Here is a 16,075-nt window from a genome sequence, read left to right as displayed (position 1 = left end):
GCAATCGGAACCTGTGCTACAGAGAATGGAGTTAAGCCAGCAAAAACCAATCCAATCAATAAACCATAATTTGCTTTCATCCCTTATCTCTCTTTGTTAAAAAGTGAATTATCTTCAAGATTACTAAATTCTGAGAAGATGAAAACAAAATTGAAAGTCAAACAGAGAAATTGTCCCAATAAGTTAAATATTTATAAACAAAGTGTAATCAGATCTTTATTTTATTATTTAAAAAAACATCACTTAGAAAATAAAAGGTCATATTATCAAACACCTTATTCTTTAATTATAAACATCATAGGACAACTTTAGCTATTGATCATCTTATGATCTTTTAACCAATGTTAAAAAAATATATAAAAGATCAATCAGGATATATAACGCTCAGTCAAATATCCCATAATTCGCTCAATTAGATTTTAAAGCGAGCAAATAGAATTTTAAAACTAGAATCCAAAGCAAAGAGTATTTATATGCCCCATAAACCTCTAATGACCTTAATTTTCGCTTTTAGTGCTTTAACAAAATCAACATTTCTCTATGCAAATGAGCTTATTCAAGCTAACTCAAATTCACATTATCCATTAACAAGCTCTAAAAACATGAAACAAATTTATCAAGGTGAACATGGAATATGGTTTCTTTCTAAACATCGTGGCAGAAAAGGAGGATGTGCCGTCTCTTATAATTCAGGTTTGAATCAACTTACCCTGTTCGGTCCTTCAGAAAGAAGTACTGGAGCATTGATGTTTACAGGTCCTCATATACCAACAACGGCCAGTAATCAACAACTCGACATTGTGATACGGACTGATCATTCAGTCATGCCAACGGAGGCTACCCTACTTCCTAGCCCAAAGAAAGGTATGCTGCTCGTTCCTGTAAGTATGGTACAGACAGCCCCCAAACTGGATGATGTCGGTGCAATGGAAATTTTACTGCAAGGAAAAACAATCTACGCATCATCCATTAGTGGTGGATTTAGAGCTCGCGATGCATTAATGAGTTGCATCAAAAGCTAAATATAAAAAAGCCATCATCAGATGGCTTTTAAATGTATTTCAGTCCAAAAATCAAACTATAAGATTTAACTTACTAATTTAGTTAATTGTCGTTTTTCATATAAGGTCAGCACAAAAGCCAAACCACATAAAATCACAAAACCACAGGTCATTGGAATTAAAGTTCCGTTATATAACTGACCAATAATAGAGGCGAGAATAAGCGATAATACCGAAGACGATGCACCAATAATCGCAGAAGCCATACCAGCCACATGCCCCATCGGTTCCATTGCAATCGCATTTAGATTGCCAAATAGTGTTCCAAACAATAAAAATAGAATGCAGGCATACAGCATAAACATCCAGAATGAGATGGATACGCCAGAAAGCTGGATGATGAGGAACAGCAACGAAATTAGACTTAAACCAAGAAAGCCATAAATACAGATGGGACGCATGCCAAACTTCATGACAATTCTAGAATTGGTAAAAGACGCAATCCCCATCACACCTGCTAATAGCGCAAAATAGGCACTAAACTCCTGCCCTGTTTTGCCAAATTGTTGCATAAAAATTTGTTGTGACGTTCCAAGATAGCCAATAAACCCACCAAAACAAAAACCTGCACACAACAAATAGCTCATGGTAGTTTTATTACTCACCACTTCCTTAAAACCATCCTTAAATGCTTGTACCCGCATTGGCAGACGATTTTCAGGCACTAAGGTCTCTTCCAAGCGCAAAGCGATCCATGCTCCAACAGCGATGGCATAGACCATATACAACACAAAAATATCGCGCCAGCCAAAGAAATGGATGATCAGCTGACCCAAGCTCGGGGCAACTGCAGGTGCGACCATAAACACCATCATGATCAGCGACATGATTCGCGCCATTTGGGCGCCACTGTATTTATCCCGAACAATCGAAATCGAAGCCACATAAGGCCCTGAAACACCAACACCCTGAATAAAACGCCCTAGCAAGAACCATTCAAAACTTTGGGTGGAATAGCATAACAAACTACCTAAAAAGTAGATCACGATGCCAGTGAATAAAATCCGTTTCCGTCCAATCGCATCGGACAATGGTCCTGCAATCAATTGTCCAATGGTCATGCCTGAAAAAATGCTAATAATCACCCACTGGGCTTGATTACTATTTTGCAAATTAAAAACACGACCAATTTCACCGAGTGCAGGTAAAACAGCATCAATTGAAAATGAGACGATGGACATCAGTAATGCCATCAGCAGTGCAAATTCGTGGAAATGGATTTTTGATTTCATTTTTCTTGTCCATTGATGATTATTTTATACTGAATGAAATAAGCCACCTGACGGTGGCTTATTGCATGGGTTTAATTAACCAATAAATTTACGTGCATTACGGAACATACGTAACCAAGCACCATCTTCAGCCCAATCTTCTGGCTTCCAAGAATGCTGTAAGGCACGGAAGTTACGCTCTGGATGCGGCATCATCACGGTTGCACGGCCATCTTTAGAGGTTAAACCTGTAATCGCTTCCGGTGAACCATTCGGGTTCAATGGATAGTGTTGAGTTGGATTACCCAAACTATCTACATAACGCAAGATCACTTGGTTCTCAGCATTTAAAGCAGCAATTTGCTGTTCAGTTGCAACCAGACGACCTTCACCATGCGCAACAGCGATTGGTAAAATCGAACCTTGCATATCTTCAAGTAAGACAGAAACTGATTTTTCTACACGAACGTTCACGGCACGCGCTTCAAATACTTCTGAAGTATTGCGGTGGAAACGGCCCCAATGCTCTGCGCCTGGAATCAATGGTGCAAGTTGAGACATCATTTGACAGCCATTACATACGCCTAAGCTGAATGTATTTTGACGATGGAAGAACTGTTCAAACTGGTCACGTAATTTCGCATTGAACAATACTGATTTCGCCCAGCCACCACCAGCACCCATCACGTCACCGTATGAGAAACCACCACACGCCACTAAACCTTCGAAGTCGCTTAAGCTGACACGACCTGCAAGTAAGTCACTCATATGTACGTCGATGGTATTGAAGCCAACTTTGTCAAAAGCAGCTGCCATTTCAACATGACCGTTAACACCCTGCTCACGCAAGATGGCCATGTTTGGACGACGTGTATTAATAAAAGGCGCCTCAACAGGTTCATTTAAATCATAAGTTGCTTGTGCAATTAAACCTTTATGGTTTTGATCTGCAATTAAAGCAAACTCTTGATCAGCTGTTTCAACGTTATCACGTAAACGTTGGATCTGATGCGATACCTCAGCCCATGCTTGTTGTAACTCAGCACGCTCTAAAGTCAAACCATTGACAGCCAATTGATCCGTAGTATTCACACGACCAACTACTGCAATGGCATCTTTCAGACTTGATGCTGCAACTTCAACTTCTAATAATGCCCAATCAGCAGCGGTAATTTGCAGTACAGCACCAATTTCTTCAGCAAATAAACTTTCAGTTGTTTGATTTTCTAATGCCACACCTAAGCGTGATGCAAACATCATCTCGGCTACAGTTGCTAATAGACCACCATCACCGATGTCATGATAAGCCTTGATCACACCACGATTGTTCCAGTCTTGAATCAAGGCAAAGAATGCTTTGAAGTCATCAAAACTATCGACATCAGGTGTCACTGAACCAATGGCTTTATACACCTGCGCAAGGATCGAACCACCTAAGCGGAACTGCCCTTTAGACAAATCAATACGTACCAGTACTGAGTCTGCTAAGTCCTTCAATTCAGGCGTTAATGTTTTACGAACATCTAGAACTGGTGCGAATGCTGTGATCACACCTGTCATTGGCGAAGTCACTGCTTTATCTTCACCATCGTTCCAAGTGGTACGCATTGAAAGTGAATCTTTACCAACTGGAATTGCGATACCTAATGCAGGACACATTTCCATACCAATCGCTTTTACACCTTCAAACAAGGCTTGGTCTTCACCTTTTTGACCTGCCGCTGCCATCCAGTTTGCAGAAAGTTTGATATCACTGATTTGTTCGATGTTGGCACAGGCAATATTTGTGATTGCTTCAGCAACAGCTAAACGTGCAGATGCGGCAGGATTCAATAATGCTACTGGTGGACGTTCGCCCATTGCCATTGCCTCACCTGTGAAGCCTTGCAAGCTGGTGGTGGTTACTGCTGCATCTGCAACAGGCACCTGCCAGCGTCCTACCATCTGATCACGTGCAACCATACCTGTAATCGAACGGTCACCAATGGTGATCAAGAATGATTTAGATGCAACTGTTGGATTTTTCAATACACGAAAAATCGCATCTTTTAAATCAACTTTCGCAGCATCAAAGTCGTTACCCGTACGCTCAATCGTTTCATATGAACGTTGCATACGCGGTGTACCGCCTAAGATCACCTGCATTGGAATATCAACAGGCTTGTTCTCAAACAACGGATCTTCAACCGTTAAGTGACGCGCTTCAGTCGCCTCACCCAATACCGCAAACGGACAACGCTCACGTGCACAAATTTCTTCAAACTGTTCTAAAGACTCTGGGCGAATAGCAAGTACATAACGTTCTTGCGCTTCATTTGACCAGATCTCCATCGGGCTCATACCTGGCTCTAATGATGGAATTTTACGTAGGTTAAGCACTGCACCCAACTCATGATCATTCACAAGTTCTGGCATGGCATTAGATACACCACCTGCACCGACGTCATGTACAGACACAATTGGGTTAAAGTCTTCTAAACGCCAGCAGGTATCGATGACTTCTTGGCAACGGCGTTCCATTTCTGGGTTTTCACGTTGCACCGAAGCAAAGTCCAAGCTCTCGCCCATGGTACCGCTGTCTACAGAAGACGCTGCGCCACCGCCAAGACCGATCAACATTGCAGGGCCACCCAATACAATGAGCAAGTCACCCGGTTGAATCGCATCTTTTTCAACATGGTCAGGACGAATATTACCGTAACCACCAGCGATCATGATTGGCTTATGGAAGCCTTTCACTTCACCATTGACATTCTGTTCGAAAGTACGGAAATAACCATTTAATGCTGGGCGACCAAATTCGTTGTTAAACGCAGCACCACCCAATGGACCTTCGATCATGATTTGTAATGGCGATGCCATACGTGAAGGTTTACCGTAGTTATCTTCCCAAGGTTGTTCAAAACCTGGGATATTTAAGTTTGAAACGGTAAAGCCTGTTAAACCTGCTTTTGGTTTACCACCACGACCTGTTGCACCTTCATCACGGATTTCACCGCCCGAACCTGTTGCAGCACCTGCAAATGGAGCAATTGCAGTTGGATGGTTGTGTGTTTCAACCTTCATCAAGATATGAGCAGCTTGGCTCTTATATTTATAAACGAAGTGACCATTTTCATCCGCTTTCGGATAAAAACGCATGGTGTCATAACCCACGATCACAGACGCGTTATCTTTATATGCCGATAACACATCAGTTGGTGATTCTTTATAAGTATTCTTGATCATTTGGAACAAGGATAATGGTTGTTTCTCACCATCAATTGTCCATTCAGAACCAAAGATTTTATGACGACAGTGTTCAGAGTTTGCTTGTGCAAACATCATCAACTCGATGTCGTTTGGATTACGACCAAGCTTGGTAAATGCTTCGGTTAAGTAATCAATTTCTTGCTCAGATAAAGCAAAGCCAAACTCATTGTTGGCTTTGACTAGTGCTTCTTTTCCTTGACCCAAGATATCAATTGAGTTCAATGGCTTCGGCGCTGTTTCTGAGAATAGAGCTTTTGCATCATCAATTTGAGCAAAAACACTCTCTGTCATCCGGTCATGTAAGGCCAATTTCACTTCATTCGAAATCTCTTTCACACCTTTCAGTGTAAATAACAGACCACGCTCTAAACGGTGAATAGGTGTATTACAGTTTTGGAAAATATCGGTTGCTTTAGATGACCACGGCGAGATTGTCCCCACACGCGGTGTCACTAAAATCTGGATTTCATCACTTGCAGCTTGGCGAAGTTCGAAAGATTGACCATCGTTTAAAAGTTGTAATGCCGATTGATGTTGCTGCTCGTTGAGCGCTTGATCAAACAAATAAACCCACTGGCTGTCAAAAGATTGAACAGAACTCATTGACGTTAATCGGTTTAAGAGTTGAGCTTTCTTGAAAGAAGAATGTGCTGATGCACCGGCCACGATAAACATGTTGACTTTGGCTCCACGGGTGGGTCTAACGAACCTACCACAATGTGACTTATGAAAGAGCGCATATTCTACTGTGAAAGGCTCATTTCAGCTAGCTATATCCATCTTAAAAATCAGAGTTTTCTACTGCAAATGGCTTAATTTCTTGTAGCTTTATCTATTTTACTTTATTCGTAACAATTCATTTAGCATTGCACATATCTCAACTTTCCAGTCTGCGCCTCTTATTTTTCAATAATACTCTATAATCAAGTTAGGTAAAGATACCATCAGAAAGGTAAGAGCAAATGCTCGCTTATTTCCCGCGACTGTTTAATAAAGTCTGCAGTCAAAGTACATAGTTTCTTTTCAAATATTTTGACTGGTAATCCCACGTAGCTCTTAGTTGCTATAGCAAAACCAACAAATTCAGTGTAACAATCTAACTCTAAATCCTTATCAAACTCAATTGGATCTACAAAATCTTCAGTTAACCCGACAAAGTAGTCACCAGTATTAGTAATACCATCAAATATATAATTACCGCAAACGGTGTGTTTGGTCCGAAGTGTACAAACTGCAATACTTAGTCCACATGTCGAATAACCAATAAAATTAAATATCTCGACCTCATCATCGAACTCTTCTTTGTTATGATGATATTTAATAAAATCTTCAACAGTTTTTGTTAATGTAGTCTGCTCTATGAAAAATGTTATTTCCTTACCTTTTAAATTAATATCTAAATCAGGCGAACTACCAACAGGTCTTTGCTCTCTATCATAGGCTATAGAATATATATCCATAATATTTCTCCTTGCTTAAAGCAAAAAAATCTAATGATCGAAACTATAAATTCTTTTTCATATAAGTAAGAATATATTTTCATAGTTTTTTCAAAGATTTCCAGTATCTAAATTAAAGTTTTCTAAAAATCACCAAAATAGTTGAAAGGATGCAGTATTGTAGCTTAGTTTGATTTTTTAGAAGAGAATATCCATTCACATAAAAGACAACTTATGTCGCACTACTCTAGTGCTTTAATCTTTTTTTTGGCATGATGAAACTGAATTCATAGTGAATAATGATAAATGGAACAAATGCGTTGGTTAGAATTGCTTTCTGCAATTCGTTTAGGTAGTAAAAAAAGCAGTACAGAATTGGCTCGAAGCCCATTCCACAAAGATTATGACAGAATTATATTTTCTCAAAGTTTCCGTCAATTAAATAGAAAAACACAGGTTCACCCACTGACTCAACATGATGGGATTCATACCCGTCTCACACACTCGCTAGAAGTGTCTTGTATTGGGCGTTCACTCGGCATGTTGGCCGCAGAAAAAATCAAAGATGAATTACCGATGTGGATTTCACCTGCTGATGTTGGTGCGATTATCCAAGCTGCCTGTCTAGCGCATGATATTGGTAATCCACCTTTTGGTCATGCAGGCGAATATGCGATTCGTGAGTGGTTTGATGATGCATCGCATCGTGATTTCTTGACAAAACTCACCCCAGAAGAAGCAGCCGATGTACGTCAATTTGAAGGCAATGCCCAAGGACTTCGACTACTCAGCCGTATTGACTATCACCCCGATGATGGTGGTATGCGCTTAACCTGTGCAACACTCGGTGCCTATTTAAAATATCCGTGGTTATCTAAAACCATCGAAGAACAAGGCGATATGCCGTCCCATCAACGGGCAAAGTTTGGTTGCTATCAATCTGAAAAAGAAATTTTAAAACAGTTAGCAGAGCAACTTGGTCTGATTCAGCTTGGTGACTATCACTATTGCCGCCATCCACTGACCTATTTATTAGAAGCAGCTGATGATATTTGTTATGCACTCATTGATTTAGAAGATGGCATTATTCTGAACATGTTGAACTATGCCGAAGTCGAGCCAATTTTTCTGAATCTGATTGCAGATTATGGTTATCCAGAAGAACTCCATTTACCACATACCACTTGGCAGCAAAAAATTGCAGCTCTGCGTGGGCGTGTAATGAAGCGTTTAGTCGATGAAGTCACTACAGCTTTTGCCAAACATCAGTATGAAATTTTAACCGGTCAGCTTAAAGGCAGCCTATTACAATATTGCTCACCCGATATTGAAGCAGGCATTCAAACGGCAAAAAATCTGGCCAGAGACCGTATTTTTGAGCATCCCCAAAAATCAGGTTTAGAAATTATTGCCCATCAAAGTTTGCAAACCATCTTAGATGCTTTTATCCCTTTAACCATGCCACATAAAACCTTAAGCTTTAAAGAACAGCGGTTGATGTCAATTTTGCAACATTCAGGGGTAAATCTGCAAAACAACCACTATAATAATATTATGCAAGTTCTCGATATTATTAGTAAGTTCTCGGATCATCAGGCTTATAGCTTGGCGCAAGAGCTGCAAGGCAATAAGATAGGCTTTTTTTAATGAAGCGATTTATTGATGAAGGGATAAGTAGCTTATCTCTTCTCAAGCCTGAAATTTGGGTGCATTGTCCCGTATGTCAAAAGCTTGCAAAGATTATCGAAATAAAGGAACGAGAATCGGAAACCATAAATGTCTTTTGTACGCAATGTACCTATCGCAAAGCGTTACAGCATATTCATGTCCAAAGTTATGACTACATGCGTTATTACTTTAATTTAAATCAAAATATGACTGAATGGAACGGTGGATGTGAAGTCGAAATCAATACGAAATGTACAGTCTGTAAGAAAGGAAAATACAAATATCTCAGGCAATATGCCCGTAAATCCCTTATTCCAAGCGAAATAACGCTAAACTGTAATTTCTGCCTACGAGAAAATAGGTTTAATGACTCTGTTTATACGTTAAGAAAAGTCAGTTATTCCAAAGTTGGCATTGATCCCTATTGCACATATCCATTATTTTTAAATATTGCTGTTCGACAGGGTCAAATTTGTGCTTATAACCCAACTCATTTAGAAATATTGAAAAATTTTATTCAAGCCGATTTAAGAGAGCGTAAATTTCCAAATTACAATCGCAGTTACTTTTCCCGCTTACCTGCTTGGATAAAATCCACACGAAATCGTAAAGAAATTCTAAAAGCCATTTTGCGTTTAGAACAAATGGCATCTACTATTCAACCATTAACAAATAAGTGAAAGACTCAATGATCGGATGTTTAATTGGCGAAGTGTTTGCCCTAGAAGCCCCAACCGTATTACTCAATGTAAATGGCGTCGGCTATGAAATTGACACGCCACTTTCGACATTTTGCCAATTACAAAAAGGACAGAAAGTCACTTTATGGACGCATTTGGTTGTTCGTGAAGATGCTCAGCAATTGTATGGCTTTAGCGATGCTCAAGAAAAAACCATTTTCCGTACCCTGCTCAAAGTGAATGGCGTTGGCCCTAAAATGGCTTTGGGCATTCTATCGACATTAAGTGTTGAACTGCTCATCCATACCATTGAACATGATGATATTAATACGCTGATTAAAGTTCCGGGTGTGGGCAAAAAAACTGCTGAACGATTAATGATTGAATTACGCGATCGTTTCAAAGCATTAGCGCATTCAACTGGCAGTACGACAAATGCAGCTGCTGCTCAAATTCAATTTATGGCAAACTCACCAGTTGCCGAAGCTGAAGCTGCTTTGCAATCCTTAGGTTATAAACCAGCAGAAGCACAAAAAGCAGTGGCAGCAGTTAAAGCAGACTATACTGAATCTGCTGACATTATCCGTGCTGCGCTTAAATCCATGATGAAGTAATAGATATATGCAAGATCGTCTTATTAGCGGAACAGAAAAACCTGAAGATCATTTTGATCGTGCCATTCGTCCGACCTCATTGGCTGACTATATTGGTCAGCCTGTGGTTCGTGAGCAAATGGAAATCTTCATTGGTGCAGCGCGTGGTCGTGGTGAAGCACTAGATCATACCTTGATATTCGGCCCTCCTGGTTTAGGAAAAACCACGTTGGCCAATATTATCGCAAGAGAAATGGGCGGTAATTTAAAATCAACTTCTGGCCCTGTATTGGAACGTGCGGGTGACCTAGCTGCCATGCTGACCAATTTGGAAGAAGGTGATGTGCTGTTTATTGACGAGATTCATCGTCTTTCACCCGTGATCGAAGAGATTCTCTATCCAGCCATGGAAGACTATCAACTCGATATTATGATTGGTGAGGGCCCTGCTGCTCGTTCAATCAAGCTCGATCTACCCGCCTTCACTTTAGTCGCTGCCACAACACGTGCAGGTCTACTCACCTCTCCGTTACGTGACCGTTTTGGGATTGTACAGCGTTTAGAGTTCTATTCAGTTGAAGACCTGACCCATATCGTGACGCGTTCAGCTAACTTGATGGATGTCCCGATTACCAAAGAAGGCTCAACAGAGATTGCCCGTCGTGCCCGCGGCACCCCACGTATTGCCAACCGTTTATTACGTCGTGTGCGTGATTATGCGCAAGTGAAAGGTACAGGCGAAGTGACTCAAGATATGGCACAACGTGCTTTAGACATGCTTAATGTCGATAAAGCTGGTTTAGATACACTCGATCGTCGTTATCTCAGTATGTTATTGGAACGTTTTGAAGGCAGACCAACAGGTGTGGAAGCTTTGGCCGCAGCCATGGCTGAAGATAGTGGAACGCTTGAAGATGTGATTGAACCCTATTTAATCCAGCAAGGTTATGTGATGCGTACTGCACGTGGCCGTATTGCAACCAATATGGCGTATTTACAATTTGGGATGACGCCACCTGAGTCATAGTCGGATAAATAATGAATCCAACTGCTGATGAGTTACAACTTATAGAAAGAATCAAAGCATCGTATCATGATGTTATTTCTGATTTACCGCCTATCGAAGTATTACCTAGATATATTAAGTTCTCGGAATATAGCCAAGAGCAAAGACATTGTTTAGATGCGCTTATTAAAGCTCACTCTGCATTGTCACTCTCTTACCAACTTATCGATTCAAAACAACAGGCTGTTTCCCTTTCGAGTGAGCAGCTTGAACAATTCAACATCACTTCATATCTGGACTGGTCACTCACAACGCTTTCCTTTGACCTTACGAACGCTGCAATCTTTATTTCTTTATGCTTTCAAGATGATCTAAAGTAGATTGTCGAGACACACCGCCCACCTCGCAAACCTATATTGACCTTTAAAAACTTGGCAATTTTATTGATCAGTTGGTGTATGCTCGGCATTTCCTTTTACTTATTTAACCAAGCTCCTGAATGGTTAGTATTTATCATTTTTGCAGTTGGTTTTTTAGGTTTATGCATGCTATACGACAGCGTGAAAGATTATATTCAATACAATAAAGTAAAAGATGATCCGCTAAAAACCTTGATTGTTGCAGGTTATTTTGCCGAACATTTAGAAGATTACGCAACGCGGACTTTAATCTTAGATAAAAACTCAAGCAAATAGCTTGCTTGATCTGTTGTGCCATTTGCCCCAAAAATCAATATGCTAAACTGCGACATTCATCAACACCTCGTTTCAAGAATGGATTTTTATCATGGCAAATCATTTTGAGTTCAACATTCGCGTTTATATCGAAGATACAGATGCAGGCGGTATCGTTTACCATGCCAATCATATCCGTTTTATGGAGCGTGCCCGTACCGAATGGCTACGTGCAGCTGGTGTTGATCACTACTGGCACCAAAAAGATTACAGCTTCGTTGTACATCAAATCGCTGTTAAATATGTACGCCCAATATTAATGGATGATTTAATTACCGTTACAGCACGTGTTATTTCGTGTAAAGCCGCATCTTTTGTGTTGCAACAAAATATTTATCGTGGTGAAATCTTGCTGGCTTCAGGTGAGGTTGTGTTGGCATGTTTAAACAAAGAGTTAATGCCACGTAGACTTCCTGATGAAATTCGTGATCTGATTCAAAAAGAATTAGCACAGGACTAAAATAAACTTTCGGCACAGCAACTTATGGCAACTAACTTAGAATCTTCCCTGCATATTTCTGACCTAATTTTACAAGCAAGTCCTGTTGTACAACTGGTCATGCTGATCCTGCTACTCTCTTCAATTTATAGCTGGTATCTGATTGCCAAATTATATATGGGCTTTAAAAAAGCAGGACAAGAGGATGAGCATTTTCAAAAAATGTTCTGGTCAGGTGCCGAATTAAACACGCTTTATAATAATGCACAATTGAACTCTAAACGTCGTGGTCTAGAAGATATTTTCTACCAAGGCCTAGGTGAGTTCTTTAAGTTGCAAAAACGTAAAGCAGACACCAATCAAACCATCGAAGGAACTGAACGTATCCTGCGTGTTGGTTTAAGCCGTGACCAAGGTGGTTTAGAAGTCGGCTTGGGTGCACTTGCTAGTATTGGTTCAGTTGCACCTTATATCGGCTTATTTGGTACGGTATGGGGGATTATGAATGCCTTTATCGGCCTTGCTGCCGTTGACCAAGTGACTTTGGCAACAGTTGCACCTGGTATTGCAGAAGCCCTCATTGCAACTGCGATTGGTTTATTTGCAGCAATTCCTGCGGTACTTGCGTTTAACCACTTTACCGCTAAAGGTGAATCAATCTATTCAGATCGTGCTTTATTTGCAGAAGAAATGGTTGCCCTATTACAGCGTCAAGCGATTGGAACGACACAGGAAGATGCATAATGGCGATTCAACGATCTGGACGCTTTGAGCGGATTAAAAAACCGCTCAAAAGTGATATGAATGTGGTTCCCTATATCGACGTCATGTTGGTGTTATTGGTCATTTTTATGGTGACCGCCCCCATGATTACCAGCGGTATTAAAGTAGATTTGCCACAAGCCAATAATCAACCTATCGAATCAAAAGATATGCCAGCAATGGTGACTTTAGGTAAAGATGGCAATATCTACCTTGAGTATAAAGAACATAAAAGTAGTGAACCACTTTCACTTGAACAGCTCGAAACTGTGTTAAGCGAAGCTCAAGTACAAGCTGAACAAGAAAATAAGAAGTTGATGGTATTAGTCAATGGAGAGGAATCTCGTCCATATGGTGAAGTTGTCGCTCTTATGTCTAGTTTACAAGAAGCTGGTCTTACTCAAGTCGGCTTACTCACGAAGTCTTTAAAATAAGCTATGAAAAAATTTCAAGAGCCACCTTTTAAGCAAAATGCGATTGCGCTGGGTTTTACCCTCGGTGTTCATGCAATCGCAATTGTTGGCTTGTTGTTTTTAGGCTTGAGTAAACCCCCTGAAGAACCTAAAAAACTGACCACTATTTTGGTGAAGCCAGAAGATTTACCACAGTCATTACAACAACCCGAACAACAAGTCTCTGCTGAACATCAGGCAGAAGAAGTGCAAAGCCCTATCGTGGATACAACACTTCCTGAAAATATTCCTGTAACACCTCCGCCGCCAACTGCACAACAACTTGCGGCTGAAAAGCAAAAAGCTGAACAGGCACAGCAAGCCAAACTTGCTGAGCAAAAACGCAAAGCAGATGAAGCTGCTCGTGCACAGCAAGTTGAAGAACAACGTAAACTTGCAGATGCTCAAGCACAGAAACAACGTGCGGACGCTGAAGCGAAACACCAAGCAGAAGCAGATGCGAAGCGTAGAGCTGAACAAAATGCCAAAGCCGAGGCTGAAGCCAAAGCACGCCAAAAAGCGGAACAAGATGCGAAATTAAGACAGCAAAAAGCTGCTGAAAATGCAAAACTTCAAGCGCAACAGGATGCCAAGCGCAAAGCTGAGGCAGATGCCAAGGCGCGTGCTGAAGCAGATGCAAAACGTAAAGCTGAGGCTGACGCGAGAGCAAAAGCCAACGCAGATACGAAGCGTAAAGCAGAAGCTGATGCCAAGGCACGTGCTGAAGCCGATGCAAAACGTAAAGCTGAGGCCGACGCGAGAGCAAAAGCCAACGCAGATGCGAAGCGTAAAGCCGAAGCTGATGCCAAGGCTAAAGCTGAGGCCGACGCGAAACGCAAAGCAAATGCTGATGCCAAAGCAAAAGCTGACGCAGATGCGAAACGTAAAGCCGAGGCCGATGCGAAGGCAAAAGCTGACGCAGATGCTAAACGTAAAGCAAATGCAGATGCCAAGGCAAAAGCTGATGCAGACGCGAAACGTAAAGCCGAGGCCGATGCGAAGGCAAAAGCTGACGCAGATGCTAAACGTAAAGCTGAGGCTGAAGCAGATGCCAAAGCTGCAGCCGCTAAAAAAGCTGAGCAGGAAGCTGCCCAGAAAAAAGCGGATGCAAAACGTGTTGCTTCAACTGCGAAACGTGATTTCGAACAAAAAATCTATCGTGCGTGGAATATGCCATCTGGCTCATCGGGTCAGCGTGCGAGTGCTCGTGTGACTTTAAGCGATAGCGGTGCCGTACTTTCTGTCGTTGTAACAGCGAGTGACCCAGACGTTAAGGCGAGTGTCGAAGCTGCGGTAAGAGCTGCTGCTCCTTACCCGATGCCAGATGATCCAACCGCCCGTCGTGAAGCAAGAAGCTTTACTTCAAGTTTTACTGCAAAATAGTAATGAATAGTTAACGTTACATGCTTTTAATAGCACAAAGCATGTAACTATGTTAAATAATCAACAGCCACAAAAATACGAACGCAAGTAATTGTAACTATGGACAAGACTCGTAAACACCTCCTCTCTTTAGCAGTATTTGCTGCGATTAGTACAGTTGTTCCAACAGCAACTTTCGCACAATTACACCTCGAAATTGCTAAAGCACCTGAACAAGCACCTAAAATCGCGATCATCCCATTTGCAAATGACAATGCGATCTATCCAATTGTGGAAAGCGACTTGAATCGTTCAGGTCGTTTTACCAGCGCATCTCAAAATTTGCCGGCTACTGCAAGCCTTAATCAGGTTCAAGCGGGTGATTGGCAGAATGCCGGTGTGCCGTATGTTGTCGTTGGACAACTTAAGGCGGTTGATGCCAATACTTTTGAGATTCATTACCAGTTATATGATGTACAGAAACAACAATACTTACTCAATGAAGTACTGACTGTACCAAGCTCACGTGTACGCCAAGCAGGCCACCTGATCAGTGATACCATCTATCAAGCTTTAACAGGTATTGCTGGTGACTTTAGTGGTCGTATTGCTTATGTATTGCGTAATCAAGCGACACCTGCCCAACGCTATACATTACAAATCGCCGACACAGATGGTGAGCAACCTAAAACAGTATTGTCATCACGTGATCCTATCTTATCTCCAGCTTGGACACCTGATGCTAAGAAAATTGCTTATGTATCATTTGAAACCAAACGCCCTGCAATTTACTTACAAGACTTAGCCACGGGCCAACGTGAAGTTTTAGCGAGCTTCCGCGGTCTAAATGGCGCTCCAAGCTTCTCTCCAGACGGAAAATCGATGTTATTCACTGCATCAATGCATGGTAACCCAGAAGTTTATCAAATGGATTTAAGCACACGTCAAGTACAGCGCATGACCAATGACTCTGCGATTGATACTGAAGCACGTTATTCTCCAGATGGTAAATCATTTATCTTTACTTCTGATCGTGGTGGTTCACCACAGATTTATCGCTATAGCTTTGATGATAGTTCTGTAAAACGCTTGACCTTCAAAGGTGCGTTCAATGCACGCGGTACTTTGAGTGCTGATGGTAAAAAGATTGCTTTAGTACATCGTCCAAGTGGCAGTAACTACAAAGTTGCAATCCAAGATATCAATACTGGTATCACCAATATTCTGACACCGACAAGTTTAGATGAATCACCGAGCTTCTCACCAAATGGACAGATGGTGGTTTATGCAACACGTGAAGGTAGTCGTGGTTTGTTATCCGTCATGTCGACTGATGGCCGTTTCCGCATGAATTTACCAAGCGAGCAAGGTGAAGTTCGTGAACCAGCTTGGGCACCAAAATAAGTTTAATCGATT

Annotated in this window: 15 protein-coding genes; 12 read left to right on the top strand and 3 right to left on the bottom strand. The window is 41.3% G+C overall.

All coding sequences use genetic code 11. The features are described from left to right. Window positions 1–473: 473 nt before the first annotated feature. Window positions 474–1,022, top strand: a complete 549-nt coding sequence (locus F885_RS03450) for a hypothetical protein (protein ID WP_005322037.1) — start codon at window positions 474–476, stop codon at window positions 1,020–1,022. 65 nt (window positions 1,023–1,087) lie between these two features. Here F885_RS03450 and F885_RS03455 read toward each other — a convergent pair whose 3' ends face one another. From F885_RS03455 to F885_RS03465, 3 genes are all read right to left on the bottom strand, one after another. Beyond that, the gene (locus F885_RS03455) at window positions 1,088–2,293 is read right to left on the bottom strand and encodes a multidrug effflux MFS transporter (protein WP_005322035.1); all 1,206 of its coding nucleotides are present in this window, start codon (window positions 2,291–2,293) and stop codon (window positions 1,088–1,090) included. Window positions 2,294–2,368: 75 nt separating this feature from the next. Next, window positions 2,369–6,199: a phosphoribosylformylglycinamidine synthase gene (purL, locus tag F885_RS03460; protein ID WP_005322032.1), complete on the bottom strand. Its 3,831-nt coding sequence runs from the start codon at window positions 6,197–6,199 to the stop codon at window positions 2,369–2,371. A gap of 269 nt (window positions 6,200–6,468) precedes the next feature. Beyond that, window positions 6,469–6,984, bottom strand: a complete 516-nt coding sequence (locus F885_RS03465; RefSeq protein ID WP_005322028.1) for a hypothetical protein — start codon at window positions 6,982–6,984, stop codon at window positions 6,469–6,471. A gap of 285 nt (window positions 6,985–7,269) precedes the next feature. On the opposite strand from F885_RS03465, the gene F885_RS03470 reads away from it, so the two are divergent. From F885_RS03470 to tolB, 11 genes are all read left to right on the top strand, one after another. After that, entirely contained in the window at window positions 7,270–8,610 is a 1,341-nt protein-coding gene (locus F885_RS03470) for a deoxyguanosinetriphosphate triphosphohydrolase (RefSeq protein ID WP_005322027.1), read from the top strand. Then, window positions 8,610–9,311: a hypothetical protein gene (locus F885_RS03475; protein ID WP_005322026.1), complete on the top strand. Its 702-nt coding sequence runs from the start codon at window positions 8,610–8,612 to the stop codon at window positions 9,309–9,311. The genes F885_RS03470 and F885_RS03475 overlap by 1 nt, the downstream gene beginning before the upstream one ends. Window positions 9,312–9,319: 8 nt before the next feature. Continuing rightward, window positions 9,320–9,925, top strand: a complete 606-nt coding sequence (ruvA, locus tag F885_RS03480; RefSeq protein ID WP_005322025.1) for a Holliday junction branch migration protein RuvA — start codon at window positions 9,320–9,322, stop codon at window positions 9,923–9,925. A 7-nt stretch (window positions 9,926–9,932) separates the two neighbouring features. Then, window positions 9,933–10,931, top strand: a complete 999-nt coding sequence (gene ruvB, locus F885_RS03485; RefSeq protein ID WP_005204887.1) for a Holliday junction branch migration DNA helicase RuvB — start codon at window positions 9,933–9,935, stop codon at window positions 10,929–10,931. An 11-nt stretch (window positions 10,932–10,942) separates the two neighbouring features. After that, the gene (locus F885_RS03490; RefSeq protein WP_005322024.1) at window positions 10,943–11,290 is read left to right on the top strand and encodes a hypothetical protein; all 348 of its coding nucleotides are present in this window, start codon (window positions 10,943–10,945) and stop codon (window positions 11,288–11,290) included. Window positions 11,291–11,326: 36 nt separating this feature from the next. Further along, on the top strand, window positions 11,327–11,605 hold the full coding sequence (locus F885_RS03495; protein ID WP_157188073.1) for a hypothetical protein: 279 nt from the start codon (window positions 11,327–11,329) through the stop codon (window positions 11,603–11,605). 91 nt (window positions 11,606–11,696) lie between these two features. Then, complete coding sequence (ybgC, locus tag F885_RS03500; RefSeq protein ID WP_004805671.1) at window positions 11,697–12,104, top strand: tol-pal system-associated acyl-CoA thioesterase; 408 nt, start codon at window positions 11,697–11,699, stop codon at window positions 12,102–12,104. A gap of 24 nt (window positions 12,105–12,128) precedes the next feature. Next, window positions 12,129–12,827, top strand: a complete 699-nt coding sequence (gene tolQ, locus F885_RS03505) for a protein TolQ (RefSeq protein ID WP_004805668.1) — start codon at window positions 12,129–12,131, stop codon at window positions 12,825–12,827. Next, window positions 12,827–13,279 (top strand): protein TolR, encoded by a 453-nt coding sequence (gene tolR, locus F885_RS03510; protein WP_004805667.1) that lies wholly within the window; start codon window positions 12,827–12,829, stop codon window positions 13,277–13,279. The genes tolQ and tolR overlap by 1 nt, the downstream gene beginning before the upstream one ends. 3 nt (window positions 13,280–13,282) lie before the next feature. Then, the gene (tolA, locus tag F885_RS03515) at window positions 13,283–14,680 is read left to right on the top strand and encodes a cell envelope integrity protein TolA (protein WP_005322022.1); all 1,398 of its coding nucleotides are present in this window, start codon (window positions 13,283–13,285) and stop codon (window positions 14,678–14,680) included. A gap of 99 nt (window positions 14,681–14,779) precedes the next feature. After that, window positions 14,780–16,063 carry a Tol-Pal system beta propeller repeat protein TolB gene (tolB, locus tag F885_RS03520; RefSeq protein ID WP_005322019.1) on the top strand — a complete coding sequence of 428 codons (1,284 nt, stop codon included), beginning with the start codon at window positions 14,780–14,782 and terminating at the stop codon, window positions 16,061–16,063. Window positions 16,064–16,075: the final 12 nt, after the last annotated feature.

The sequence above is a fragment of the Acinetobacter higginsii genome (assembly GCF_000369845.1).
Classification (GTDB): Bacteria; Pseudomonadota; Gammaproteobacteria; order Pseudomonadales; family Moraxellaceae; genus Acinetobacter; species Acinetobacter higginsii.
Note: the sequence above shows the minus strand (reverse complement) of the source record. Positions and strands in the feature narration are given on the sequence as shown.

Bases quoted from the DNA above. Each gene is read 5' to 3' on its own strand.
- F885_RS03455 (WP_005322035.1), bottom strand. From the start codon at position 2,293: ATGAAATCAAAAATCCATTTCCACGAATTTGCACTGCTGATGGCATTA.
- ybgC (WP_004805671.1), top strand. From the start codon at position 11,697: ATGGCAAATCATTTTGAGTTCAACATTCGCGTTTATATCGAAGATACA.
- tolB (WP_005322019.1), top strand. From the start codon at position 14,780: ATGGACAAGACTCGTAAACACCTCCTCTCTTTAGCAGTATTTGCTGCG.
- F885_RS03475 (WP_005322026.1), top strand. From the start codon at position 8,610: ATGAAGCGATTTATTGATGAAGGGATAAGTAGCTTATCTCTTCTCAAG.
- tolR (WP_004805667.1), top strand. From the start codon at position 12,827: ATGGCGATTCAACGATCTGGACGCTTTGAGCGGATTAAAAAACCGCTC.
- ruvB (WP_005204887.1), top strand. From the start codon at position 9,933: ATGCAAGATCGTCTTATTAGCGGAACAGAAAAACCTGAAGATCATTTT.
- F885_RS03465 (WP_005322028.1), bottom strand. From the start codon at position 6,984: ATGGATATATATTCTATAGCCTATGATAGAGAGCAAAGACCTGTTGGT.
- purL (WP_005322032.1), bottom strand. From the start codon at position 6,199: ATGTTTATCGTGGCCGGTGCATCAGCACATTCTTCTTTCAAGAAAGCT.
- ruvA (WP_005322025.1), top strand. From the start codon at position 9,320: ATGATCGGATGTTTAATTGGCGAAGTGTTTGCCCTAGAAGCCCCAACC.
- tolA (WP_005322022.1), top strand. From the start codon at position 13,283: ATGAAAAAATTTCAAGAGCCACCTTTTAAGCAAAATGCGATTGCGCTG.
- F885_RS03470 (WP_005322027.1), top strand. From the start codon at position 7,270: ATGGAACAAATGCGTTGGTTAGAATTGCTTTCTGCAATTCGTTTAGGT.
- F885_RS03490 (WP_005322024.1), top strand. From the start codon at position 10,943: ATGAATCCAACTGCTGATGAGTTACAACTTATAGAAAGAATCAAAGCA.
- tolQ (WP_004805668.1), top strand. From the start codon at position 12,129: ATGGCAACTAACTTAGAATCTTCCCTGCATATTTCTGACCTAATTTTA.
- F885_RS03450 (WP_005322037.1), top strand. From the start codon at position 474: ATGCCCCATAAACCTCTAATGACCTTAATTTTCGCTTTTAGTGCTTTA.